This window comes from Sinomicrobium soli (assembly GCF_003285545.1).
Lineage (GTDB): Bacteria > Bacteroidota > Bacteroidia > Flavobacteriales > Flavobacteriaceae > Sinomicrobium.
In genome coordinates this window covers 226,459-251,990 of record NZ_QLNV01000005.1, presented here as the reverse complement: position 1 = coordinate 251,990, position 25,532 = coordinate 226,459, and the positions used below count along the sequence as shown (strand labels likewise).

The window sequence follows — 25,532 nt, the reverse complement described above, 5'->3', positions numbered from 1 at the left end:
CACCCTCCTTTGCGTTAAAGTTTCTTAAAAGCATTTCCAATTGTATTTTTCTGACATATATTTGTATCAGCAAAAGGGGTGGTGCCCTTTTGTAACTTTAAGTAAAGTTTTCATAATTTAAAGTTTTGGTTGGTTAATTGAAAGGCCCGGAGTTTTCCGGGCCTTTCGTTTTTTATACGGTTTTTCTTCGCCCCTGCGTAAGCATCATACACAGACACCCATAACGCTCCATCTCCCGGTCCCCCCGGCAAAAAACACCGTCCGGACAATTTTTTCACGGCTTCCGGGTTAAATTAATAACCCGCTGTTTATCTGGCATAATCATTGCTTTTTATTATTTTTACATATCAATTACGACCCGTAGTATGAGAACATGTATCTTAACCTTCATAACCTGTTGCCTCCTGAGCACTGCCCATGCACAACGCGACGCGACACATAACAATGCCTTTGCTGCCGGCGAATGGTTGCAGTATCGTGTACATTACGGCATCTTCAATGCGAGCTATGCCACCCTGGAGGTCAAGGAAGAGCACTTTGAGGGGAAACAGGTATTTCACGTTATCGGCACGGGGCGCACTACGGGGCTTGCCCGGTTATTCTTTAAGGTGGATGACAATTATGAAAGTTATTTCGATAAAGACAGCGGGCGCCCTTACCGCTTTATCCGCCAGATCGATGAAGGGGGGTATACCAAAGACCTGCAGATAGATTTTGATTACGCCTCCGGACAGGCCGTGGTGCACAACAAAAAACATCAGAAAACAACCACTATACCGGTAAACAACGATATACAGGACCTGCTGTCGGCAGTGTACTATCTGCGCAACCACTATAAGTCTGAAGATATGCAGGAGGGCCTTGAAAAAGAACTGGACCTGCTTTACGACGACGACAAGACCTTTAAATTTAAGCTCAAGTTCTTGGGCAAAGAAGTATTAAAGACTAAATTTGGCAAAATTTCGTGTATCAAGTTTCGCCCTTACGTTCAGGCAGGAAGGGTTTTCAAGGAAAAGGAAAGCCTCACCCTCTGGGTTTCTGACGACGACAACAAGCTTCCCCTGCGCATAAAGGCCGATCTGAGGGTCGGGTCTATCAAGGCAGACCTCGAGGCATTCAAAGGGCTGAAACACCAGTTCAAAGTAGTAGCAGATTAACATCATGGAGATAAAACCGGAAATTGCGGAAAGAATTCACCAGTTAGAAGAAAAGTATAAAAATTCCGGACAGGACCTGGGGGCCTATCTCGACGGACTGCTGCATCAGCGCTATCTCACCTATTGGGACTATGTACAACTGGACACATTACTCAGCCTGCAGATCCCCCGGACGCATTTTCCCGATGAGGAGATCTTCATCATGTACCACCAGATCACCGAGCTCTACTTCAAGCTGATCATTCACGAGCAAAAACAGATCATAGACGACAAACTGCAAACCGCAGATTTTTTTATACGCAAGATAGACCGTATCAACCGCTATTTCAAGGCACTTATCACCTCTTTCGAAGTCATGATCCACGGTATGGACCCGGAACAGTTCATGCAGTTCCGCATGTCGCTGCTTCCGGCAAGCGGTTTCCAGTCGGCCCAGTACAGAATGATAGAACTGTATGCCACTCCCATGGAAAACCTTGTGCATCACTCCGTAAGAGACCGTTTTTCTTCTGATACCCCTGCAGAAGTGCTCTATGAGAACATCTACTGGAAAAAGGGGGCTACCGACAAAGACACGGGAGAAAAGACATTGACACTCAAGCAGTTCGAATATCGCTATACCCCCAGATTCATGAGGATATCCCATATGGTTAAAAATGCCACCATATACGATAAATACCTTCAGCTTCCGCCCGAAGAACGGAACAGGCCCGAACTGACAGAGAGCATGAAATCCCTCGATACCAATGCCAATGTAAACTGGCCGCTCGTACATTTGGGGTCGGCCTACCGGTATCTGAGGAAAGACAACACCACTATAGAAGCCTCAGGAGGAACCAATTGGAGAGAATATTTACCTCCCGGATTTCAAAAAGTCATCTTTTTTCCTGAAATTTGGGACGAAGATGAAAAAGAGGACTGGGGAAAAGAATGGGTAGCACACAGGTTTAATCCGGAAAACACAAGAAACTAATGCTGAAAAAAGTCGCTTTGCTTGCACTGGCCGTTACTTTTACGGCCTGCAAAAAGGAAAAGGAAGAGGAAAAAAATGCGGAAACTGCGGAGAGGGAAGTTTCAAAACCTATTGAGATCACGGAATTCGGATTCAACCTCAATGATTATATCGTTCGCAGGGACACCATAAAATCGGGAGACAGCTTCGGAGAGATCCTCGCCAAAAACAATCTGGATTACGGCAAGGTATACCAGATCGCCGAAGCCGCCAAAGACACCTATGATATCGTAAGGGGGCTTCGCGTCGGCAAACCCTACACCCTGCTCTTCAGCAAGGACTCCACACAAACCCCGCAATGCTTTATCTACCAGCCCAACAAGGTAGATTATGTGGTGATCAACTTTGCCGATTCCATACAGACCTATAAAGACAAGAAACCGGTAACCGTAGTGGAGAGGGAAGCCTCGGGGGTTATCACCAGTTCGCTCTCGGAAGCCATTATGAACCAGGAACTGGACTACCAGGTCGCTTACGAACTCTCCAACATCTACGCCTGGACCGTGGATTTTTTCAGGCTCCGGCGCGGCGACCGGTTCAAGATCATTTTTGAGGAAAAATATATCGACGATACCATCTATGCGGGCATAGGAAATATCAAGGCGGCCTATTTCGAGCACAACAAAAAACCTTTTTATTCCTTTAAATTCCAGACCGACTCCGTAAACAAGGTCAGCGATTACTACGACGAAAAGGCCAATACCCTCCGCAGGGCGTTCCTGAAAGCCCCGCTGGAGTACAGCAGGATCTCCTCCCGTTACAATCCACGGCGTTTTCATCCGGTTCAGAAACGCTGGAAAGCACATCTCGGAACAGATTATGCAGCCCCGCACGGCACTCCCATAAAGGCCACGGCCAACGGTACCGTTACCATATCGGGATACACCTCCGGAAACGGGAATTACGTAAAGATAAGGCACAACAGCACTTACGAAACGCAATACCTCCACATGTCGAAAAGAGCCGCCAGGGTGGGGCAGTATGTAAAACAGGGGGAAGTGATCGGCTATGTAGGAAGCACAGGACTGGCTACCGGCCCGCACGTGTGCTACCGCTTCTGGAAAAACGGGAAGCAGGTAGACCCTTACAAACAGGACCTGCCTTCTGCCGAGCCTATCGAAAAAGAACTCAAGGAAGGCTACCTCACATATATCCGGCCGCTTAAATCAAGGCTGGACGATATCATTTTTGAGGAAGACCAGGAAGAATTCGTCACTTCCGCAGAATAGGTCCTTCGCCATACCCGATAAAATTATTGCATATTGCAGGGGTCCGAAAGAAAAAGCCCCGAAACTTCGAAAAAACCGGGTCCCTGCAGAAAAAGAAATAAACGAAAAACACAATGCCATTACAAAAGACAAACCCGACCCGGGCCCAGGCCTGGAAAAAACTGGCGGATCACTATCAGGAAACCCATGACACAAAAATGAAGACCCTCTTCGCTACCGACCCCGGAAGAGCTTCCAGGTTTACCGTGCAATGGAACGATTTTTTTGTGGATTACTCCAAAAACCGTATTACGGAAGAAACCATGGGCCTGCTTTTATCTCTTGCCGAAGAAGTACAGCTGAAGGATGCCATACAAAAATATTTTTCCGGAGACCTTATCAATGAGACCGAGAACAGGGCTGTGCTCCACACCGCCCTTCGGGCTGCCGGAGATGCCGATATCAGGGTAGACGGTGCGAATATCATTCCTGAAATATACGATGTAAAGAAAAAGATAAAGGCTTTTACCGAAGCGGTCATTTCCGGAGAAAAGAAAGGATATACCGGGAAAGCATTTACCGACGTAGTCAATATAGGTATCGGAGGTTCCGACCTGGGCCCCGCCATGGTAACCGAGGCCCTGAGTTTCTATAAAAACCGGCTCCGGGTACATTTTGTAAGTAACGTAGACGGCGATCATGTCTACGAAACCCTCAAAGGCCTGGATCCCGAAACCACACTGTTTGTCGTGGTGTCCAAAACCTTTACTACCCAGGAAACCCTGAGCAATGCCACCACTGTAAAAAACTGGTTTTTAAAGCATGCTGCCGAACAGGATATCGCCAGGCATTTTGTAGCCGTATCGACCAACCTGCCCAAAATAGCGGAATTCGGTATTGCGGATGAGAACGTATTTCCCATGTGGGACTGGGTAGGCGGGCGCTTCTCCCTATGGAGCGCCGTAGGGCTGTCCATAGCCCTTGCCGTAGGGTATGACAATTTCGAAAAACTGCTCGAAGGTGCCCGGAAAATGGACGAGCATTTCAGGACCGCCGGCTTTGAAGACAACATTCCCGTCATACTGGCCCTGATCAGTGTGTGGTACAACAACTTTTACGGGGCCGAAAGCGAGGCTATCATACCGTATACACAATACCTCAGCCGTTTTTCCGCATACCTGCAGCAAGGGATCATGGAAAGTAACGGAAAGAGTGTAGACCGTGCCGGCAACCGGGTAGGCTACCAGACAGGGACCCTGATCTGGGGAGAACCCGGAACCAATTCGCAGCACGCCTTCTTCCAGCTTATCCACCAGGGCACCAAGCTAATTCCTGCAGATTTCATCGGCTATGCAAGGTCACTGCACGGAGATACCGGCCACCACAATAAGCTTATGGCCAACTTCTTTGCGCAGACCGAAGCCCTGCTCAACGGAAAAACCCGAGAAGAGGTCATTGCCGAATTCAAAGCCAGGGGAACCGCACAGGAGGAGATCGACCGCCTGCTTCCGTTCAAGGTCTTTGAAGGCAATAAGCCTACCAATACCATACTCATAGACCAGCTCACTCCCGAAAGCCTCGGGGCGCTTATCGCCCTTTACGAACACAAGATATTCGTACAGGGTGTGATCTGGAACATTTTCAGCTATGACCAATGGGGCGTGGAGCTCGGAAAACAACTGGCCAGCACCATTCTCAAAGACATGGAGCACCCGGAGAATGCCGTACACGACAGTTCTACCTCCCGATTGCTGCAACAGTTCGCCAGAAAACAACAATAACTGTAATACGGTTTTAAACACCTTATCCCACCCACGGCTTCCGTTTGGTAATGCCGTGGGTGTTTTTGTTATAAACATAACATTTTATCACAAATTTCTGTTAATAAATCCGTGTAAAATTTAAGCATTCCACAAGTAAACCTGCTCATTTTATGGCTACTTTTATGAATATCGTTAAAATCGCGGAATGTTAATTTATTTAACATTGATTTAATGCCCGGTTCCCGGATATATACCAATTTTGCATAGCTAAATCTTTATATAATACACACAGATGAAGACAATTTACAATGGGTTTTTTACAGTAGTCCTCGCTCTTCTTGCGTCTACTGCTGCTATTGCGCAGGTAACTACGTCCAGTATTAACGGACAGGTTACAGATGATCTCAGTCCACTGATGGGTGCATCCGTTGTTGCAACGCATACCCCTTCCGGGACCACTTATGGGGCCGTTACCAGTGAAGATGGTCGTTATACACTGCCCGGAATGCGTGTTGGCGGACCATACACCGTAGAGGTATCCTACATGGGTTATGGCACCAATGTAACCAAAAACATAACCATTGGATTAGGTGTATCCTTTGTCCACAATGTGGTTTTGACTCAGGAAAGCATGGAGTTGGACCAGGTGCTCGTCACTGCAAAAAGAGGAAAATTTTCAGCCCAAAAGACCGGAGCTGCGACGAACATTTCCAACGAGCAAATGAATGCGCTGCCAACTATCAGCAGGAGCATTTCAGACATGGCCCGCGTTTCTCCGTATGCCAACGGTATGAGTATGTCTGGTGGAGATGGGCGTTCAACCAACTTTACCGTAGATGGTGCTAACTTCAACAACAACTTTGGTTTGAGTTCCAGCTTGCCGGGTGGTGGAAATCCTATTTCATTAGACGCTATTGAAGAAGTTCAAGTGGTGGTTTCTCCATTTGATGTACGTCAGACCAACTTTATCGGTGGAGGGATCAATGCAATTACAAAGTCAGGAACCAACACCTTCAGAGGTTCTGCCTACACCTTGTATACCAACCAGGACATGCGCGGTAACAGAATTGGTGACACCGACTTTGGAGAACGTCCGGAAGCCTCTACAACTACTATCGGCGCCACTTTTGGAGGGCCTATTGTAAAGGATAAACTATTCTTTTTTGTCAATGCTGAGACTGTAAAAATACCGGGACAAGTAGTGAACTGGAGACCCTCTGAAAACGGAGTTGCGAACCTGGATTTAATGCGTTCACGTGCCAGTATTGCCGACATGCAGGCCGTAAAAGACCATTTGATGTCTAATTACGGTTACGATCCCGGATCCTATGACAGCTATCCTGCAGACGAAACCAATAAAAAACTGTTGATTCGTCTGGATTGGAATATCAGTGACGCCCACAAATTGAGCGTGCGTTACAACTATACTAAAAACGAGGGGTGGAATGCCACTAACGGAAACTCCACAGATGCCGGATACCGAAACAGAAACGCGGATCGTATCTCACAATACTCCATGGCGTTCTCCAACTCTACTTATTCGATGAATAATATTGTGAACTCCATATCCTTCGATTTAAACAGTAGATTCTCAGACAAGCTTTCGAATCAGTTTTTGGCCACCTATTCTAAAATAGAAGATGCCCGTGGCACAAACTCTTCTCCTTTCCCCTTCATCGATATCATGAACGGGTTAGACGACGAAGGGAATCAGATTTTAGAGCCTTATATTTCTGCTGGTTATGAGTTGTTTACCTGGAATAATGCCGTAAACAACAATACGTTGACCTTTATCGACAACCTTACTTATTACGCAGACAACCACAAAATTACCGCAGGTTTGAGTTATGAGCATCAGATGGCAAACAACTCTTATATGAGAAACGGTACGGGATATTACCGATACGCCAGCCTGGATGATTTCCTTAATCAAGCCGCTCCAAGGGATTTTGCTTTAACTTACGGTTATGATGGAGAAGCGAATCCAACTGCAGAGGTTGCTTTCAACCAGTTTGGAGCTTATCTGCAAGATGAATGGGATATTAACAGCAAATTTAAACTCTCTGTAGGACTTCGTGCAGATTATTTGAAATACGAGGATAACCTTCTTAGAAACAATGCCATCTATGATTTAGATTTCGGAGGCAGACATATAGACACAGGTCGCTGGCCAAAAGCCAATGTTCAGTTCTCGCCAAGGGCCGGATTTATCTGGGATGTAAAAGGAGACCAGTCTATGAAACTCCGAGGTGGAACCGGTATCTTCTCCGGAAGATTGCCTTTGGTATTCTTCACCAATATGCCAACCAACTCCGGTATGGTACAAGGAAGCTATGCCGCTACAACTACCTATGATGAAAACGGAGTGGCCATTTCAAATCCTGTCTTGGAAGAATTGGCAGGACCAATGATCACAGATGTAAACGAGATGATAGACAGATTGGGATTACCTAATACCATTACCCCCGAAGATGGTGCTTTGCCACGTGACATAAACGGTGTGGACCCTAATTTCAAAATGCCACAGGTATGGAAAACTTCTTTGGCTTTTGACTATCAAATCCCGACTGAATTCCCGTTCGCAGTTACTTTAGAAGGTATTTACACCAAAACTTTAAACGGTGTGATGCTTAAGAACTACAACCTTATGGAGCCAGACGGTTCATGGGAGCGTTTCAACGGGCCCGATAACCGGTATATTTATCCTGCAAGTTCCGATATTTCTTACCAGGACAGAGCTGCATATATGCTATCAAACACCAGTAAAGGTTGGGGTGCAATAGGAAACATTACTTTAAATGCAGAGCCGGTAGAAGACTTGAATTTAATGGCTTCCTATACCTATACCGAATCTAAAGAGATTTCAGGTATGCCCGGTAGTAACGCGGGTTCTGCCTATACCGGACTCATTCAGGTAGACGGACCTCACCTGCCGGTACTTCAACGTTCACAATATGTGGTGCCAAGCAGAGTTATCGCTTCTGCATCCTACAGATTACCATGGTCTAATGACTTCTTAAAATCATCTACATTTGTTAGTTTGTTCTATTCCGGATATTCTCCTTACGGAAACAGCTATATCTATACTAACGATATGAACGGAGATGGTATCGGAGCAGATTTAATCTATATTCCAAGCGGAAGAGGAGACATTAACTTCGTTAGCCAGGAGGATGAAGATGCCTTTTTCAATTTTATGGAACAGGATAGATACCTGAAAAATAACAAAGGTAAATATGCTGAAGCCTATGCAGCCCGTGCGCCCTGGGTTCACAAATTTGACCTTAGATTATTGCGGGAGTATTACTTCAATATTGGTGAGTCTACAAATACCTTGCAAATCAGCCTGGACTTTATTAATGTTGGAAACCTCATCAACAGCGAATGGGGTGTTAGAAAAACAAATAATATATCCAATAATAGTGCTATCCTGACTTATGAAGGAGTAAATGATAGCAATGAGCCCACCTTCTCTTTCCCAACAGTTAGTGGTGATTACCCAACACGATCTTACGATTACAATTATAACTTTAACGAAACCTGGCAACTGCAAGTAGGCGTTAGGTATAAGTTTAACTAATCGCAACGTCAAAGTTTATAAAAACCCCGCCGGAAGCAGCGGGGTTTTTTATTTACCCCCTGTCAGACACCACTGTATTTAACAAAACATTTAGACCTCCCTCCCTTCCCATAGCACCCCCCATCTCCGCGAAATTCACTACTTTTGGTAAAACTTAAAAACTAAAACATGGGCATTATTCAAACCTTGCATTCCTATTGGGCATACCTTGCACTGGTCATGCTGGTCGTGGCTGTTGTCAATGCGATCATGGGCTATTTTAACAGCAAACCCTACATCATGGGCAAAGATCTGAGAATAAGCCTTTTCGCACTTATTTTTACACATATACAACTGCTGTTGGGCATCGTGCTCTATTTTACCTCCGAACGCTTCTCCCTGTGGTCGGAGCTCGGGCCCGGAGGAGTGATGAGCAATCCGCTGGCAAGACTTTTACTCGTAGAGCACCCCTTTACCAATATCCTGGCCATCATACTCATTACCATCGGCTGGTCTAAACACAAAAAAATGGAAAGCGCCAAGGGAAAATTCGGGAAAATCGCCTTTTTCTATACCCTCGGACTTATCCTGATACTCAGCAGAATCCCCTGGGATCAATGGCTGTAATCTTATAGAAAAGATACTGTCTTGTTCGAAAAATGGATCTCTTTCATAGAAAAAAAGGGCGTAAAGGCCACCCCGGCGAGAATTCTCACCCTGAAACAACTGTGTAAGGACCACAATGCCAAAAGTCTTTCCGAACTGCAGATATTACTGGATACCGTAGATAAGGCTACCATATACCGCACCCTTAAGACTTTTGAAAAACACGGTATCATACACGCCATAGACACCGACAGTGATGCGGTAAAATACGCCTTGTGCAGCCCGTACTGTGCCGCAGAAGAGCATACCCACACTCATCCGCATTTCATATGCGAGAAATGCAGCGCTACCTATTGCCTCGGGCAGACCCGGATGTCCCTGCAACAATTTCCCGAAGATCATTCCGTAAGCAGTGTGGCTGTTATCATCAAAGGGCTTTGTCCTTCCTGCCGGGGAAATGGCTCCTGAAGAACCGGAATCCACTTTCTGCATTCCGGAATACCGTCGCATCTGCCTTTGCAACCGGGTTACATCTTTTATCTCCTAATTTTACCTTGTAAATCACAACCCGGTACAAGCCGGGCCGGAAAATGATAATGCGATGCAACCACATACCCACAACGCCGGATGCCATCACGAGCACACGGGCATATTCGGTAAAAACACAGAACTCGTCTTTTCCCTGATCTGCGGGGCACTTCTGCTCACGGCCTACCTGCTCGATAAAATCACCCCCCAAAGCGGGTATATCCTGTACCTTTGTATTGCCGCCTATTTTTTCGGCGGGTATTTTGCTTTGACAGAAGCTGTTGAAAAGATCCGCCAGGGCGGATTTGAAATAGATTTCCTGATGCTCGTCGCAGCAGCAGGAGCGGCTGTTCTCGGCAAGTGGACCGAAGGGGCCTTACTGCTCTTTCTCTTCAGCCTGGGGCACTCCCTGGAGCATTATGCCATGAACAAGGCGCGAAACTCCATCAGGGCGCTGGGCAACCTGACACCCAAAACCGCTTTGGTAAAAAGAAACGGAAAAACAGAAGACATTCCCGTTGAACAACTGGAAACAGGTGATATCATACTCGTAAAACCCCATAACAAAATACCGGCAGACGGCCTTGTCATCCGGGGAAAAAGCAGCGTTGACCAGGCAGCGATCACCGGCGAAAGCATTCCGGCAGACAAATTTCCTACCGAAGACGGTGAACAGCTCCCGGATTTCGCCGGTATCCCGGGGGCCAATAAGGTTTTTACTGGCACGGTAAACGGTAACGGGGCACTGGAAGTAAAAGTCCTGAAGCGCTCCGAAGATTCGACGATTTCCCGCCTGGTAGCTATGGTCAGCGAAGCGGAGTCAAAACAGTCGCCCACACAACAGTTTACCAAAAAGTTCGAAAGGGTATTCGTGCCTTCTGTCATTGTCCTTGTCATACTGCTGTGTTTCGCCTTCCTGGTGATAGACGAACCTTTCTCCGCCAGCTTCTACCGGGCCATGACAGTACTTGTTGCCGCCAGCCCCTGTGCCCTGGCCATTTCCACGCCCAGCGCCGTACTGAGCGGGGTTGCAAGAGCCGCCCGGTCGGGCGTGCTCATCAAGGGGGGAAAGGCTCTCGAAAACCTGGGAAGCCTGTCTGCCATCGCTTTCGACAAGACCGGCACCCTCACCCGGGGAGAACCCCGGATTACAAACCTCGTCACGCTCGACGGAGCAGACCGGACCGGTTTTCTGTCCTGTCTTCTCGCCGTAGAAAAACAGAGCGATCACCTCCTGGCCCGTGCCATAGTATCCGGTATTACTGAAGAACTGGCCCCGGATATCATAAAGAACACCCCGGAAGCCTCCGGTATCGAAGCCATACAGGGCAAGGGGATCAAGGCAATATATGCAGGAGAGACCGTCTATATAGGAAATCCCGCCCTGTTCGGGGAAGATCCCGGAATGACTATCCCCGGCCCGGTCCTGAAAAAGGTCACTACCTTCCAGGAAGAGGGTCATACTACCATGATCGTGAACAAGGGAGGCGTTTTTACGGGCATCCTCACCCTTATGGACACCCCCAGGGAATCGGCCGGAAAGACCCTTGCACAACTGAGGAAAAACGGCATCCGGAAAATGATCATGCTTACCGGAGACCACCAGAAGGTGGCAGATTCCATCGCTGCGCAGATCGGCCTTACCGATGCATACGGCGACCTGCTTCCCGAAGACAAGGTCGAAGCCATTAAAAAACTGCGAAGGGAAGAATCCCGCATAGCCATGGTTGGCGACGGTGTAAATGACGCCCCGGCCATGGCCCACAGTACCGTGGGCATAGCCATGGGTGCCGCAGGTTCGGATGTGGCCCTGGAAACCGCAGACATCGCCCTGATGAACGACAGGCTGGAAAAACTTCCCTTTATCATAGGACTGAGCCGGACCTCAAAAAGGATCATCCGGCAGAACCTCTGGATCAGCCTGGGCATGGTACTGTTCCTGGTCCCTTCCGCCATTATCGGCTTTACCGGAATCGGCCCTACCGTGGCCCTGCACGAAGGTTCCACCCTGCTGGTAGTCATCAATGCGCTCCGGTTACTGGCCTATAAGGACGAGAGGGGTTAGTTTTTTAGTTCTTAGTTGATAGTTCTTAGTGGGTTTGACAGACTGCGGAATAATGCGAACGTCTCTGACTTCGCAGTTTATTATGTGAGTGACAGGAAATATCGAGGGGATGTGAAAGGCATTTATTCGCAGAGCGGGATATATTACCTGAATTTCTATGTTATCTCTAAAAAATACCCTGAGCTAGGTATTTTCTGATTCCTTATAATTTACAACCTTGTGTTGCAATAAAAATGCAAACTACACCACTATTCCGGAATATAAAGATTATAAAGAAGTAAATGGTATTCTTATACCGCATAAAACCGTCTTTTATAATGCTGACGGTAAGAAAACAATGGAGGTTGTAATTACAGGGTATCCAGTTCAATATTAATGCAGAAGACTTCAAACAAAACTGCTTTCAAAAGCCGGAAGTGTGTTTTGCACAGTATAAAGAGGACTGATGTTATAATAAATTAAGATTATGAAAAGTTTTTTTTTAATACCTTTTATATTAACTACATTTTTATCATTTGCTCAACAAAAAAGCATAAGTCAAAAGGAATTTGACAGACAACAACGAAAAGTCATATTACAACATTATAAAAATGAAATATATCAAAGTAATTTTCGGGAAAGAAAATATATTTCTTTTAAAAATGGCAACCACACAAATGGAAATTACAAGTCGGTAGATTATGCGTCTTTAACAGCTCAAACAGACAATATTGCCAAAGACGAATCATCCAATATAAAATACGAGCGTAGTTCATTATATACACTAATGATTGCCGACACTTTAAATGAATATTACTACTATACCAAGTATGTTTTTGGCAATAAAAAATTATCAGATAAATTTAATGACCATAATATAGGGGCTTATCAAATTTCAGGAAATGCAGGAGCCTCAAATCAAGCCGAAAACATAGAAAACTACCTAAATAAAAACAATGTAGCAAAGCAATTGGTGGCTAAGTGGTTTAACAGGGGGAGTGACGGCAGCTTCAATATGGATTTGGTTAGCAATAGAGGAACATACAGCGCATCTGATTTAGATATAAAAATAGCAATGCACACGGCACGAGGAAAAGCAATGCTAAAAGATGCCGGAGAAGAATCGATAAACAACACCTTTGTTGCTGTTTTTGATTTTGAAAATATCACTAATACAAGACCTTCTCTTAGTAACACCATTCATGCTAATATTACTATCAAGGCATATTTATACCGTTTAATTTGGGATGATGCTACTGCTTCCACTTTTTATACTGATTATTGGATGGATAAAAACAACATAAATCCCTCCCGAAAAGTGGCTTTTGACAATTCGAATATTTTTAAATTAAAATATATGGGAAATGTGGTAACAGAAAAAAATTCAAAAGTAACGATACGTGAAGCCGCCAAACATGGAATGAAAATATCAAAAGAAGGATTTATTAAACCTGATGAACTTGGCCTTAATCAAGATGCCTTGGCAATAAACAATACCCTAGATGCTTGTATAAATAAATTACAAATAAAATATCCGGATTTACGTACAAAATTTCCACTATATAGTGGAAATCCTATTGCAGCAAAAGTTGGTAAAAAAGAAGGTATTAAAGAGGGTGACGAGTTTGAAGTTCTCGAACGTATATTAAATGAAGACGGCTCTACTGAATACCAGAGAGTGGGTATTATAAAGATAGATAAAGAAGAAGATATTTGGGATAATACTACCGAAGGAGATTGGTTTAAAGAATCTTCTAATTTGGAATACACCATTTTTGGAGGACAAAAAAACAAATACCAAACAGGTATGTTTATAAGACAAATAAACTAAACATCATGAAAAAAACAAGCATCGTCATTATCGGTTTTTTAGGTGGTTTATTATTCACTTTTTCGCAACAAAAAACAGTCCCGACAGTAGAAGAAATATACAATAAATATATAACGGCTATAGGAGGAAAAGAAAAACTGAGCAATATTGTAAGTAAAAAAGAGGTAAGGGCTATCTCCCATGAATATGAAATAAAAGGCCAATCTGCCAAACAACAAACATTTATTGAACAAGATATTGGCTTTGTTGATACACAAAAAAGTCAAGCTGCTTATATTACCAGATTTATTAAACCTGATGGAAGTACCGTATTAACAAAACAATTAACAGCTAACGGAAAAACAACCACTCTACTTCCTAACGGAGAAAAAAAAGTAACAAACACTTTGCCTGATTCCTTTAAAGAAGGTTGCTTTCCCACCACAGTTATATCTCCCGGAAGCGAAGTATTGCCTAACGAAATTTTTAATGGTACAGAAGCTTATGTTATACATTCTAAAACAAATATAAGTCATAATAAATGGGATACTTATGTGTATTTTGATAGAGATTCCGGCCTTCTAATTGGTGATAAACTTATTGGTAAAAACAATACTTTAAACACAAGTTATTTAAGAATCCGTGAATATAGTGAGTACAAAGAAGTACAAGATATTTTAGTTTTTCATAAAATAACACAACATATAAAATCTGTGTCTTCAAATGCCATAAGTATTAAAATTGACAATAGAATATACAAAGTTATAGCTACGGAATTTAATACTGATATAGAAGACTTCAAACAAAACTGCTTTCAAAAACCGGAAGAATGTTTTGCACAGTATATAAAAAAATAGTTAACATGAAAAGCATTCGTTTACTGTGTTAGTTTTTCACGCTCCAGCCTGATATCCCTTTAAAAACCTGTTCAGCGAAGTGTTCCGGGCTCTGCGGGGAGCTCCGGCTTCGCAGACCGCTACTATTGACAGAAAGTGGGTACATGCAAACCCCTCTATGAGGGGCTTCCTTAGTATATCATGTTGTTGTGCCTCTTTCTTCCTTCCCTGTTCGTTGCAGTAATAAATAGCGGAAGGGGAAGCAGGGCTATACCTAAGAGAGGCATTGAGTTTTTGTTCGTACAAGAAGTTTATAGGCTTCGAGTAGTTGTTTAGTTATTAATTGGTTTGAGTAAAAACTAACAACTACGAACTAAGAACTAAAAAACTAAAACCAGAACCCGAGATTAAAGAACCATCTTCCCTTGCCCCGTTCCGGCGACCAGGAGTATTTCAATTCTATGGGGCCCAGGAAGGTTTCCAGTCCGTATCCTACGGCGTAGCCGGTATAGGCAGGCTTGTCGAGCCAGTCGCCATGCGCAAAAATGTCTTCTCCCGTATTGGCCATATTAGCCGTAAAATTCAGGTGGTTTTTTCTGATAAATTCAAGGTCCAGGGTTGCCGCCGCCTTGATATAACTGTTGCCCCCGAAACTCATAAAGTCATACCCCAGGAAAGGGGTAAAATTGTTGATCAGGTCATTGCCATAACCCCCGAGAATAAAGCTCAGGCCATCGGCATACGTCTCCCCGAAAACGGTGCCCGCCCCGGTAGAGACATTGAGAGAGAGATAACGGCCCACCAGCGGAGTCGCTATGCCGGCACTCGCCTTTCCTATGGAAAACTCGCTGAAATTATCGTGGTAATCAGACGAGGCGAAATAGAAGTGAAAATCACTGTTGAAATACAGTCCCCTCTTAGGAAAATACCGGTTGTCGTAGGTGTCCAGCTTCATAAAGCCATAAAGGCTGAAATAATCGCTGTTGTCAAAGATGGTTTCTCTCCTGTTACTACCGTCCGAAACCGTCTTCGACTCCATTTTCAGGCGCTTGTGTTCCAGCCCTGCACCCACCGAAAACTCTTCCCTGAACACCGTTTGCAGATAGATCTGGTTGGTCAGGTCGGAGAAGTTGACCCCGATCTGGTTGATCCCCGCCCATTGCTCACTTTCCCCTTCCGGTAAATTTTCGAGGGCAACATCGGCATCGAACCGGTTGTACGAAGAGTGGACCCCGAAACTCCAGTAAAATCCCTTATCGATATAATAATCGAGATTATACCTGAAATTATCCCCCAGAACCAGGTCCACGGACAACACATCATCATCAAAGAGGAATTGCTTTTTGGTCAGGTTTACCAGGGCGGCACTTTTATAAAGCGCATCGTAGTGCAACCCGAAACGGAGCAACATGCTGTTCCTGTTCTCTTTCAGCGTCATATACATGGTACGGCCCTCCTGATCTCCGTCTTTAAGGAACCTGTACCGTATGCTTTCGAAATTATTGGTCGCCGCCAGGTTTGCCAGTCCCTGGTCAAATTTCTGAAAAGACACCCTTCCGGAAGTGGTAAACCTCAGTTTTCCCTTGATATAGGCCCTGGAATATTTTTCATTTCCCTGCAGCACCAGCCCGTCGATATCTATACTGTCCCTGACCGGGGTGCGAAACGGTTCTTCCCTCTTTCTCTGCTTCGCCGCCAGGGCTTCCAGTTCAGCTATATGCTCGCGTCCGGCCTCTTCACCGTTGGCGATGATCACCGGCCCCTTGTCAAATGACACCACAGAAAACCCTTTGATATCGGGTTTGATATAAACATCGGTTTCCTCCCTTTTCAGCTTCATATCGTTCACCGTGCGGTAATTATTGATCTGGAAAAGAATATCCATGGCAGAACTCAACTGGTCCCTGTCTGCCAGCGGATCCTGAACATCCACACCTATAATCTTGTCAGCTCCCAGTTTTCTCAGTTCCCTGATCGGGTAATTGTTTACGACCCCGCCATCAATGAGCACATTCCCGTCTATATCCACCGGGTTGAAGAGGGAAGGAAAGGCCCCGCTGGCCAGGATGGCCTCCGGGAGATACCCCTTATCGAGTTTCACGGCCTCCCCCGTCTCCACATTGGTGGCGATACAGAAAAACGGGATGGGAAGCTTGCTGAAGTCTTCCACGTCATTGACGTGATACAGCAGTTTTACCAGGAGGTTGTATATATTCTGTCCTTTGGATAAAGCCCTTGGAAAAGACACCCGGAACCTGTCAAAGGGAAGTGTCAGCGCATAACGTTCATAATTTTCCTTTTCGTAAAATGTCCTGGCCGACCTGGGAAGATTATCCTGGATCAGCTCGCTAAAATCGACCACATGAAAAATGGAATCGAGCTGTTCCGCCCTGTACCCGGAGGCATACAACGCTCCTATAATCCCCCCCATACTGGTACCCCCGATATAATCGATGCGCACCCCGGCTTCCTCAATAGCCTTCAGCACCCCTATATGTGCCAGCCCCTTGGCCCCTCCTCCGCTGAGCACAAGACCTACCCTGACATCCTCATCCGGGTCTTGCTGAGCATGCCCCGGTACTGTAAGGATACAACACCACAGAAACAGGAATATATGTTTTTTCATCGCGCCGGAGGTATTAGGTGAAAGGATGTGATGAAATTACCAAATAACCCCGGACCGGGCAAGAAGTCTACGGAAAACTTTTACTTTCCTTTTTCACCGGTACCGGGATGAAAGTAATCGTGGATCCTGCGGGCCTTAGACAGGCCGACCACCCCGGATATTTCCTCTATCCCGGCTTCCTTTACTCTTCGTACCGAGCGGAATGCTTTCAGCAGCTCTTCCGCCGTTTTTTCCCCGATTCCCTCTATATTGGTCAGCTCACTGTCTATGGCGGCGTTACTGCGCTTATTCCTGTGAAAGGTAATCCCGAAACGGTGCGCTTCATTCCTGAGGTGCTGGATGATCTTCAGGGTTTCCGATTTCTTGTCGAGATACATAGGCACGGAATCTCCGGGATAATAGATCTCCTCCAGCCTCTTGGCGATCCCGATAATAGCGATCTTTCCCCTCAGGCCGAGAACCTCCAGGCTCTTCAGGGCAGAGGACAATTGCCCCTTACCCCCGTCGATCACGATCAGTTGCGGCAGGGGCTCCCCTTCCGTAAGCAACCTTTTATAGCGCCGGAAGACCACTTCTTCCATAGAAGCAAAATCATCGGGTCCCTCGACCGTCCTGATATTGAAATGGCGGTAGTCTTTCTTGCTGGGTTTTCCGTCCTTAAACACCACGCAGGCTGCTACAGGATGAGTGCCCTGGATATTCGAGTTATCGAAGCATTCGATATGTCTGGGTTCTTCCTTCAGCCGGAGATCTTTCTTCATCTGTTCCATAATACGCTTCACATGACGGTCGGGATCGGTGATCTTCACCTGTTTGAACCGCTCCTGCCGGTAGAACTTCGCATTGCGTTCCGACAGTTCCAGAAGGCGTTTTTTATCTCCCAGCTTCGGAATGGTCACTTTGATGCCCTCAGGGACCTCTACGTCAAAAGGCACATAAACCTCACGGGAAAGCGAATGAAACCGCTGCCTGATCTCGGTAATGGCAAGTTCCAGCAGTTCCCTGTCAGATTCATCCAGCTTTTTCTTCATCTCCACGGTATGGGCACGTATGATGGCCCCGTAAGACAGCTGCAGAAAATTGACATAACCATAGCTGTCATCCGAGACTATGGAAAATACGTCTACATTGCTGATCCTGGGGTTTACTATGGTGGATTTGGCCTGGTAATTTTCAAGGACCTCTATACGCTCTTTCATCTTCTGGGCATCCTCAAACCGCATTTCTGCGGCATAAACCTTCATCTGCTTTCTGAAACCCTGCAGGGAATCCTTGAAATTCCCCTTGATGATCTCGCGGATCGCCCTGACCTGCGCATTGTACTCCTCTTCCGACTGATAGTCTTCGCAGGGGCCCTTGCAGTTTCCCAGGTGATACTCCAGGCATACCTTGTATTTACCGGAGTCGACCTTGGCTTTGGAAAGGTCGTAATTACAGGTACGCAGCGGGTAGAGCCCCTTTATGAGTTCGAGCAGGGTACGGATGGTCTTCATGTTCGTATACGGTCCGAAGTACTCCGAACCGTCGCGTACCACCCTCCGGGTGGAGAATATACGGGGAAAACGTTCCTTTTTAATACAGATCCAGGGGTAGGACTTGTCGTCCTTGAGCAGCACATTGTATCTCGGCTGGTATTTTTTGATCAGGTTGTTTTCCAGCAACAGGGCATCAGTCTCCGTAGGTACCACGATATGCCTGATATCCGCGATCTTTTTTACCAGCACCCGGGTCTTGCCGTAATCGTGATGTTTATGAAAATAGGAGGACACCCTTTTTTTGAGGTTCTTGGCCTTTCCGACATACAATATTCTTCCGTCTTTGTCGTAAAACTGATATACGCCGGGGCTGTCCGGAAGTGTCTGGAGTAGTATTTCCACAGAAGTAGTGCTCATATAGCGAAATTAGTAAATTTACACATCACTTTTTAAGGATCTGCCCCCCTGCCTGTCCAGGTTTTCTTTCCGGCAGAAAACATGGCATGGTTTTTAAGGTATATTTGTATGATCTAAAGACAAGACACCTAAAACAACGTATTATGAAAAATGTAAAATTGATATTCGGACTTTTACTCATAGCCGTATTTATTACTTCCTGTAGTGTACACAGGGTACATACCAATGCGAACGGAAAAATCCCTCCCGGACAAATGAAAAAGGTAACCGGTGAAAAAAGCGCCAAAAATCATGCCCCGGGGCAACAGAAAAAGCAGCCGAATTACCGTTAACCGGAAAATAGCAACCGTACCGGCCGGAAACCTGGCGCCCGGATTTTATCATCATATATCCGAAATTTCATGGAAAAAAATGAACTGAGAATAAAATACAAGAGCCTGCGCAAGGAAATAACAAGCGTAATTGCCGATGAAAAAAGTCTCGCCATAGCCAACAGAATAATATCCCTGCCGATATGGGAAGGTACGTATTATCATATTTTCCTCCCTATCGAAAAGCACCGGGAAATAGAGACCTCGTTTATATTGAATATTCTTCAGGGAAAAGATAAAGAGGTCGTACTGCCAAAAAGCAATCTGGAAGATGGCTCCATGACCCATTACCTGCTCACGGACAGTACGGTGATACGCCCTAACCGGTGGGGTATTCCCGAGCCTGAAAACGGGCTACGGGTGGCGCCCTCCGATATCGATGTGGTATTTGTGCCCCTCCTCGCTTTTGACGTGTCCGGAAACCGGGTGGGATACGGCAAAGGGTATTATGACCGTTTCCTTGCGGAATGCCGCAGAGACACCCTTAAGATAGGACTGTCCTTTTACGGGGCCGAGCCGGCCATAGGCGATACGGACCCGAACGATATCACACTGGACTACTGCATTACTCCTGAAAAAGTCTATTCCTTTTCCTGAGCCTCCTCCGGTTTCGGGAAAGCCTTTTTATGGAAGACCAGCAGGATACCCACCCCTATACTGATAGCAGAATCAGCCAGGTTGAACACCGGTTCGAAAAAGCGGAAATTCTTACCGCCCACTCCCGGCACCCAATCGGGCCACGTAGTGTCTATCATCGGAAAGTAAAGCATGTCTACCACCTTTCCGTGGAAAAGGCTCCCGTAGGGTTCATCAGCAAATACCGTAGCCACCTGGTGGTAGCTATGGTCGAAAACGACGCCGTAAAAAACAGAATCCACAATATTGCCGAAAGCCCCGGCAAAAATCAGCGCAATCGAAATGACCAGTACCTTCGAACCGTTTTTTTTCACGGCATCGTTAAGCCAGTAGCCGATGCCGCAAATGGCCAGCAACCGGAAAACGGTCAGCGCCATTTTACCGGCTTCATCAGAGATAAAGGGGATAATGTCACTGAGTTTCGTACCCCAGGCTGCGCCTTCATTCTCTATAAAAAGAATTTTAAACCAGCTGAATACGGTTACGGACTCGCCCAGCACAAAATGGGTCTTGATATAGATCTTACTGATCTGGTCTACGAGAACGACCAGAAATATAATAAATACAGCTTTTTTCAGTGACATGTTTTCGCTTTCAAAATACGACCGCCCAAGGCGGCCAGGTGTCATTTGTTTTCTTTTCCCTGCGCCCTAAAAGAAAACCTGTCACCACGGGAAACAGCGACAGGTTTTATATGTTGCACGGCTCTGGGATCATTCCGGCACACGGAAACGATCAGCTTTTCTGCATGTTCTTGGCCTCAATACTCAGCGTGGCATGCGGCACGAGCCGCAGACGCTCCTTATTGATAAGCTTTCCGGTAACACGGCATATACCATAGGTCTTGTTCTCGATACGCACCAGGGCATTCTTCAGGTCGCGGATAAACTTTTCCTGCCTGATGGCCAGCTGCGTATTGGCTTCCTTACTCATGGTTTCCGACCCTTCCTCAAAAGCCTTGAATGTAGGAGAGGTATCGTCCGTACCGTTGTTTCCGTCATTCATATATGCGCTCCTGATAAGATCCAGGTCTTTCTGGGCCTTTTCTATTTTGGCCTCTATCAATTCCCTGAACTCCTCCAGTTCCTTATCGGAATATCTCACCTTAACATCTGAATTCATAGCATTAATGTTTTTTAATATACAATTTGGTGTTCACATCGTCAAAAGAAACCTCGGTACCGTTTTCCAGATGATCTTCAAAATCGAGTTTTGCCGTTAGGGTTTCTGCCCTGATGTAATCCATATTACTCGTCACAGCCTGTTCTACAAAACCATCCCTCTGAAGCTTCACATCGATCCTGTCGGTTACATCAAACCCGGAATCCTTCCTGAGATTCTGGATCCTGTTTACCAGTTCTCTCGCCACACCTTCGTTGCGCAGTTCCCCGGTTATCGTAACGTCCAGCGCTACCGTCAGCCCTTCCGACGTCGCTACCAGCCACCCTTCGATATCCTGTGAAGAAACCTCCACTTCATCGCTAACTAAAGTAATGTTTTTTCCGTTAATTTCCACTTCTATACTGCCGTTTTGCTCTATTTTTTTGATCTCTTCCTGAGAAAAATGCTGTACGGCACTGGAAACCAACTTCATATCTTTACCAAACCGCGGTCCCAGCTTTTTAAAGTTGGGTTTTACCTGTTTTACCAGCACTCCGGAAGCATCGTCAAGCAGTTCTACTTCCTTGACATTCACTTCCGATTTTATCAGGTCTGCCACGGCCAGTATTTCTTCCCTGGACACTTCATCCAGTACCGGGATCATGATCTTCTGCAAGGGTTGTCTCACCCGTATGTTTTCCTTTTTGCGGAGTGATAATACCAGGGACGATATGACCTGTGCTTTCTCCATCTTCCGCTCCAGGGATTTGTTTACCATTCCCGGGTCAGATTCCGGAAAATCCGCCAGGTGCACACTTTCGGCATTCTCCCGGCCGGTCACGGCTACCAGGTCGCGGTACAGCCTGTCCATATAGAACGGGGCTATAGGAGCGCCCAGCCTGGCGATCACTTCCAGGCAAGTGTATAACGTCTGATATGCCGAAATCTTATCTTTTCCGTATTCTCCTTTCCAGAAACGCCTCCTGCTAAGCCTTACGAACCAGTTGCTCAGGTATTCCTGGGTAAAGTCGGAAATGGCCCTGGCGGCCCTGGTAGGTTCGTAATCGGCATAAAAATCATCCACTTTCTTTATCAGGGTATGGAGTTCGGAAAGTATCCAGCGGTCTATTTCCGGGCGTTCTTCCAGCGGAATATCCGGTTCGGCATAGGTAAACCCGTCTATATTGGCATACAAGCTGAAGAACGAGTAGGTGTTATAGAGCGTGCCGAAAAATTTTCTCCTCACTTCGGTAATCCCTTCGCTGTCGAACTTCAGGTTATCCCACGGATTGGCATTACTGATCATATACCAGCGTGTGGCATCGGGCCCGTGCTCTTTCAGGGTTATAAAAGGGTCTACGGCATTGCCCAGCCTTTTGGACATCTTGTGCCCGTTCTTGTCGAGCACCAGTCCGTTAGACACCACATTGCGATAGGCCACCGAATCGAACACCATCGTCCCTATGGCGTGGAGGGTGTAGAACCACCCCCTGGTCTGGTCGACCCCCTCGGCGATATAATCGGCCGGGAATGCAGCCCCGCTGTCTATCATATCGCGGTGCTCAAACGGGTAATGCCATTGTGCATAAGGCATGGAACCACTGTCGAACCACACGTCTATCAGGTCCGATTCCCGTTTCATGGGCTTTCCTGACGGGGAGACCAGCACGATACGGTCTACCACATTTTTATGCAGGTCTACCTTGTCGTAATTCTCTTCACTCATGTCACCGGGAACAAAATCAGCGAAAATATCCTGCTCCATGATGCCGGCTTCCACGGCTTTTGCCATTTCCGCCTTAAGTTCTTCCACAGAACCTATGATCTTTTCTTCACGGCCGTCTTCCGTACGCCATATCGGCAAGGGTATCCCCCAGAACCGGGAGCGGGACAGGTTCCAGTCGTTGGCATTCTGCAGCCAGTTACCGAAACGCCCCTCACCGGTAGCCCTGGGCTTCCAGTTGATGCCGGTATTGAGGTCGTACATGCGGTCCTTGACTGCTGTTACCCTGATAAACCAGGAGTCGAGCGGATAGTACAGGACGGGTTTATCGGTTCTCCAGCAATGCGGATAGCTGTGCACGTACTTCTCCACCTTAAAGGCCTTGTTCTCTTCCTTGAGCCTGATGGCGATCTCCACGTCTACCGATCTTTCCGGCGCTTCGCCATCGTTGTAATATTCGTTTTTAACGTATTTCCCACCCACTTCCGGCAGTTCCTTTCTGAAACGTCCCTGCAGGTCTACCAGCGGAACGGGATTGTCATTTTCATCGAGCACCAGCATGGGCGGTACTTCGGGAGAAGCTTCCCGGGCCACTTTCGCATCGTCAGCCCCGAAGGTCGGTGCGGTATGTACGATCCCCGTACCGTCTTCGGTAGTCACAAAATCTCCCGAAATCACCCGGAAGGCATTTTCGGGATGTTCGTAAGGCAGTGCATAAGGCAGCAGCTGTTCGTACGTGATCCCTTCCAGGTCTTTTCCCTTACCTCCGGCAAGGATACGGTAAGGTATTTTCTTCTGTTCCGGCGTATAAGCCTCAAAATCCCCGTCGCTTTCCGCAGCATAGTATTTCCCGGAAAAGATATTGCTCACCAGGTTTCCGGCCAGCACCACATTTACGGGTTCAAAGGTATATTGGTTGAATGTTTTTACCAGTACGTAATCTATCGCGGGGCCCACGGTAAGCGCCGTATTGGAAGGCAGGGTCCAGGGAGTGGTGGTCCATGCCAGCAGGTGAACGGGGCCGTATCCTTTCAGGAATGCGGGCAGGCGCTCTTCACGTGCCAGGAACTGTGCGACTACCGTGGTGTCGGTTACATCCCTGTAGCATCCCGGCTGGTTCAGCTCATGCGAGCTCAGCCCGGTTCCGGCCTTGGGCGAATAGGGCTGTATGGTATATCCCTTGTATATGAGGTCCTTGTCGTAGATCTGCTTTAACAGCCACCATACACTTTCCATGTACTTGGACTTATAGGTGATATACGGATGTTCCATATCCACCCAGTACCCCATTTTCCGGGTAAGGTCGTTCCATATACCGGTATAGCGCATTACAGCCTCCTTACAGGCCTTGTTATAGTCTTCTACCGATATTTTCCTGCCGATATCTTCCTTGGTGATCCCGAGTTCCTTTTCCACCCCGAGCTCAACCGGGAGCCCGTGGGTATCCCATCCCGCTTTCCGCTTTACCTGGTACCCTTTCTGGGTCTTATAGCGGCAGAAAATATCCTTGATCGCCCGCGCCATAACGTGGTGTATCCCGGGCAGCCCGTTGGCCGATGGCGGCCCCTCGTAAAAAACAAAGGGTTTCTGCCCTTCCCGTGAGCTTATGCTTTTCTCAAAAATATGATTCGCCTCCCAATATTCCAGGGTTTCCTCTGCCAAGCGGGGCAGTTCAAGTCCTTTATACTCGGTAAATTTCATATATTAATCTCCTTGTCGCTTTTTAAGATTGCGAAATTAATCATTTTCAGCGAATTGTAAAGGGCGATATGGGGTAAATGTTGGAGCCTGTGGCTTCGATACACCCGTAGCTGCGCCCGGGCACTCAGCCACCTTTGTTCTGTCTCTTTTGAACCTGCAATTGTAACCTTCAATCCCATTACCCTCCGAATACCTCGTGGAGCACTTCCAGCGACCTCGGCTTCCTGAAGCCGGTAAGATGCAGTTCAAAATAGGTCACCATAGCATCCAGCAGTTCCCGCCGGTGCTGCTTGGTCATCCTGATCTGGCCGAGCTCCTCAAAATCCGTATTTACAAACCTGCGAAAACAGTCGAGGGTTTCTCCGTATACCACCGGTCCGTATCCTGCATGAGCAGAAAATCCTCCTTCCAGCAGGTCGAAGTAGGGCAGGTGAGTTGCCGTAGTATCGGGATAAAACCCCAGGAACCTGGTCAGGCCGAGCAAAAAGAGAATGTGAAAATTGGGGTTGGCACCCGTGGCATCCAGCCATTGCAATCCCTCCCCGATATAGCGGAACATCGGGGCGTTCTGTTCTTCTTCCCGTACACTCTGGTTCAGCACCTCGGCAAGGAACAACACTATGGTATTTTTAACCACATCGGTATGTACGGTGGCATACGGATAATATACCCGGGCCTCCCGGATATGTTCCAACGCTCCTTTGCCCCTGTGACCGGCGGTGATCTCGAGCTGGGTAAGCGGCAGAAAATGGGCTTTTCTAAGCTTCCCTTTCCGCGCAGACAACACCCCGCGAAGCAGGTACGACTGCACGCCGTGGCGCTCCGTAAAGCACCTTGCAATAAGACTGTTATCGCCGTATTTTACAGCCGATATAACTATGGCTCTTGTAGTGACAAGCATGTGAGACAAGATTATTCCGGAGGATTTCCGTACAAACCTAACGAATTTAACCCAATCC

The 25,532-nt window shown here is 46.7% G+C and carries 18 protein-coding genes; 12 read left to right on the top strand and 6 right to left on the bottom strand.

Annotated features, from left to right (window positions below):
• Positions 1-365: 365 nt before the first annotated feature.
• The 10 genes from DN748_RS08540 to DN748_RS08495 all read left to right on the top strand — a co-directional run bounded on the left by DN748_RS08540 (position 366) and on the right by DN748_RS08495 (position 14,544).
• Complete coding sequence (locus DN748_RS08540) at positions 366-1,157, top strand: DUF3108 domain-containing protein (RefSeq protein WP_112371360.1); 792 nt, start codon at positions 366-368, stop codon at positions 1,155-1,157.
• Positions 1,158-1,161: 4 nt separating this feature from the next.
• Positions 1,162-2,130 (top strand): tryptophan 2,3-dioxygenase family protein, encoded by a 969-nt coding sequence (locus DN748_RS08535; RefSeq protein WP_112371359.1) that lies wholly within the window; start codon positions 1,162-1,164, stop codon positions 2,128-2,130.
• Entirely contained in the window at positions 2,130-3,398 is a 1,269-nt protein-coding gene (locus DN748_RS08530; protein WP_112371358.1) for a M23 family metallopeptidase, read from the top strand. The genes DN748_RS08535 and DN748_RS08530 overlap by 1 nt, the downstream gene beginning before the upstream one ends.
• A 113-nt stretch (positions 3,399-3,511) precedes the next feature.
• Complete coding sequence (gene pgi / locus DN748_RS08525) at positions 3,512-5,158, top strand: glucose-6-phosphate isomerase (RefSeq protein ID WP_112371357.1); 1,647 nt, start codon at positions 3,512-3,514, stop codon at positions 5,156-5,158.
• A 274-nt stretch (positions 5,159-5,432) separates the two neighbouring features.
• A complete protein-coding gene (locus tag DN748_RS08520) occupies positions 5,433-8,720 on the top strand; it encodes a TonB-dependent receptor (RefSeq protein WP_112371356.1) in 3,288 nt (1,095 codons plus the stop codon).
• A 168-nt stretch (positions 8,721-8,888) separates the two neighbouring features.
• Positions 8,889-9,326 carry a hypothetical protein gene (locus DN748_RS08515; RefSeq protein WP_112371355.1) on the top strand — a complete coding sequence of 146 codons (438 nt, stop codon included), beginning with the start codon at positions 8,889-8,891 and terminating at the stop codon, positions 9,324-9,326.
• 21 nt (positions 9,327-9,347) lie between these two features.
• Positions 9,348-9,773 carry a Fur family transcriptional regulator gene (locus tag DN748_RS08510; RefSeq protein WP_112371354.1) on the top strand — a complete coding sequence of 142 codons (426 nt, stop codon included), beginning with the start codon at positions 9,348-9,350 and terminating at the stop codon, positions 9,771-9,773.
• Between the two features lie 133 nt (positions 9,774-9,906).
• Positions 9,907-11,898 (top strand): heavy metal translocating P-type ATPase, encoded by a 1,992-nt coding sequence (locus DN748_RS08505; protein ID WP_112371353.1) that lies wholly within the window; start codon positions 9,907-9,909, stop codon positions 11,896-11,898.
• 466 nt (positions 11,899-12,364) lie between these two features.
• The gene (locus tag DN748_RS08500; RefSeq protein WP_112371352.1) at positions 12,365-13,708 is read left to right on the top strand and encodes a hypothetical protein; all 1,344 of its coding nucleotides are present in this window, start codon (positions 12,365-12,367) and stop codon (positions 13,706-13,708) included.
• Between the two features lie 5 nt (positions 13,709-13,713).
• Positions 13,714-14,544, top strand: a complete 831-nt coding sequence (locus tag DN748_RS08495; RefSeq protein WP_112371351.1) for a hypothetical protein — start codon at positions 13,714-13,716, stop codon at positions 14,542-14,544.
• 367 nt (positions 14,545-14,911) lie between these two features.
• Here the strand turns inward: DN748_RS08495 and DN748_RS08485 are convergent, their stop codons facing one another.
• Together DN748_RS08485 and uvrC are read right to left on the bottom strand one after the other, a co-directional pair.
• Positions 14,912-17,149, bottom strand: coding sequence for a patatin-like phospholipase family protein (locus DN748_RS08485; RefSeq protein WP_112371349.1), 2,238 nt, complete (start codon positions 17,147-17,149; stop codon positions 14,912-14,914).
• Positions 17,150-17,229: 80 nt separating this feature from the next.
• Positions 17,230-19,041 (bottom strand): excinuclease ABC subunit UvrC, encoded by a 1,812-nt coding sequence (gene uvrC / locus DN748_RS08480; protein ID WP_112371348.1) that lies wholly within the window; start codon positions 19,039-19,041, stop codon positions 17,230-17,232.
• Between the two features lie 143 nt (positions 19,042-19,184).
• Here uvrC and DN748_RS08475 point away from each other — a divergent pair, with 143 nt between their 5' ends.
• On the top strand, positions 19,185-19,373 hold the full coding sequence (locus DN748_RS08475; RefSeq protein ID WP_112371347.1) for a hypothetical protein: 189 nt from the start codon (positions 19,185-19,187) through the stop codon (positions 19,371-19,373).
• A 69-nt stretch (positions 19,374-19,442) separates the two neighbouring features.
• Positions 19,443-20,009, top strand: a complete 567-nt coding sequence (locus DN748_RS08470; protein WP_112371346.1) for a 5-formyltetrahydrofolate cyclo-ligase — start codon at positions 19,443-19,445, stop codon at positions 20,007-20,009.
• On the opposite strand, the gene DN748_RS08465 is transcribed toward DN748_RS08470, so the two are convergent.
• From DN748_RS08465 to recO, 4 genes are all read right to left on the bottom strand, one after another.
• Positions 19,994-20,632, bottom strand: coding sequence for a lipoprotein signal peptidase (locus DN748_RS08465; RefSeq protein WP_112371436.1), 639 nt, complete (start codon positions 20,630-20,632; stop codon positions 19,994-19,996). The genes DN748_RS08470 and DN748_RS08465 overlap by 16 nt on opposite strands.
• Positions 20,633-20,783: 151 nt before the next feature.
• The gene (locus DN748_RS08460) at positions 20,784-21,170 is read right to left on the bottom strand and encodes a TraR/DksA family transcriptional regulator (protein WP_112371345.1); all 387 of its coding nucleotides are present in this window, start codon (positions 21,168-21,170) and stop codon (positions 20,784-20,786) included.
• Positions 21,171-21,174: 4 nt separating this feature from the next.
• Positions 21,175-24,573 (bottom strand): isoleucine--tRNA ligase, encoded by a 3,399-nt coding sequence (gene ileS, locus DN748_RS08455; protein ID WP_112371344.1) that lies wholly within the window; start codon positions 24,571-24,573, stop codon positions 21,175-21,177.
• Between the two features lie 178 nt (positions 24,574-24,751).
• The gene (recO, locus tag DN748_RS08450) at positions 24,752-25,474 is read right to left on the bottom strand and encodes a DNA repair protein RecO (RefSeq protein WP_112371343.1); all 723 of its coding nucleotides are present in this window, start codon (positions 25,472-25,474) and stop codon (positions 24,752-24,754) included.
• Between the last annotated feature and the right edge of the window lie 58 nt (positions 25,475-25,532).

What these genes read in the sequence shown, in the direction of transcription:
- DN748_RS08540 (WP_112371360.1), top strand. Translation starts at nt 366, where the DNA reads ATGAGAACATGTATCTTAACCTTCATAACCTGTTGCCTCCTGAGCACT.
- DN748_RS08535 (WP_112371359.1), top strand. Translation starts at nt 1,162, where the DNA reads ATGGAGATAAAACCGGAAATTGCGGAAAGAATTCACCAGTTAGAAGAA.
- DN748_RS08530 (WP_112371358.1), top strand. Translation starts at nt 2,130, where the DNA reads ATGCTGAAAAAAGTCGCTTTGCTTGCACTGGCCGTTACTTTTACGGCC.
- pgi (WP_112371357.1), top strand. Translation starts at nt 3,512, where the DNA reads ATGCCATTACAAAAGACAAACCCGACCCGGGCCCAGGCCTGGAAAAAA.
- DN748_RS08520 (WP_112371356.1), top strand. Translation starts at nt 5,433, where the DNA reads ATGAAGACAATTTACAATGGGTTTTTTACAGTAGTCCTCGCTCTTCTT.
- DN748_RS08515 (WP_112371355.1), top strand. Translation starts at nt 8,889, where the DNA reads ATGGGCATTATTCAAACCTTGCATTCCTATTGGGCATACCTTGCACTG.
- DN748_RS08505 (WP_112371353.1), top strand. Translation starts at nt 9,907, where the DNA reads ATGCAACCACATACCCACAACGCCGGATGCCATCACGAGCACACGGGC.
- DN748_RS08500 (WP_112371352.1), top strand. Translation starts at nt 12,365, where the DNA reads ATGAAAAGTTTTTTTTTAATACCTTTTATATTAACTACATTTTTATCA.
- DN748_RS08495 (WP_112371351.1), top strand. Translation starts at nt 13,714, where the DNA reads ATGAAAAAAACAAGCATCGTCATTATCGGTTTTTTAGGTGGTTTATTA.
- DN748_RS08485 (WP_112371349.1), bottom strand. Translation starts at nt 17,149, where the DNA reads ATGAAAAAACATATATTCCTGTTTCTGTGGTGTTGTATCCTTACAGTA.
- uvrC (WP_112371348.1), bottom strand. Translation starts at nt 19,041, where the DNA reads ATGAGCACTACTTCTGTGGAAATACTACTCCAGACACTTCCGGACAGC.
- DN748_RS08475 (WP_112371347.1), top strand. Translation starts at nt 19,185, where the DNA reads ATGAAAAATGTAAAATTGATATTCGGACTTTTACTCATAGCCGTATTT.
- DN748_RS08470 (WP_112371346.1), top strand. Translation starts at nt 19,443, where the DNA reads ATGGAAAAAAATGAACTGAGAATAAAATACAAGAGCCTGCGCAAGGAA.
- DN748_RS08465 (WP_112371436.1), bottom strand. Translation starts at nt 20,632, where the DNA reads ATGTCACTGAAAAAAGCTGTATTTATTATATTTCTGGTCGTTCTCGTA.
- DN748_RS08460 (WP_112371345.1), bottom strand. Translation starts at nt 21,170, where the DNA reads ATGAATTCAGATGTTAAGGTGAGATATTCCGATAAGGAACTGGAGGAG.
- ileS (WP_112371344.1), bottom strand. Translation starts at nt 24,573, where the DNA reads ATGAAATTTACCGAGTATAAAGGACTTGAACTGCCCCGCTTGGCAGAG.
- recO (WP_112371343.1), bottom strand. Translation starts at nt 25,474, where the DNA reads ATGCTTGTCACTACAAGAGCCATAGTTATATCGGCTGTAAAATACGGC.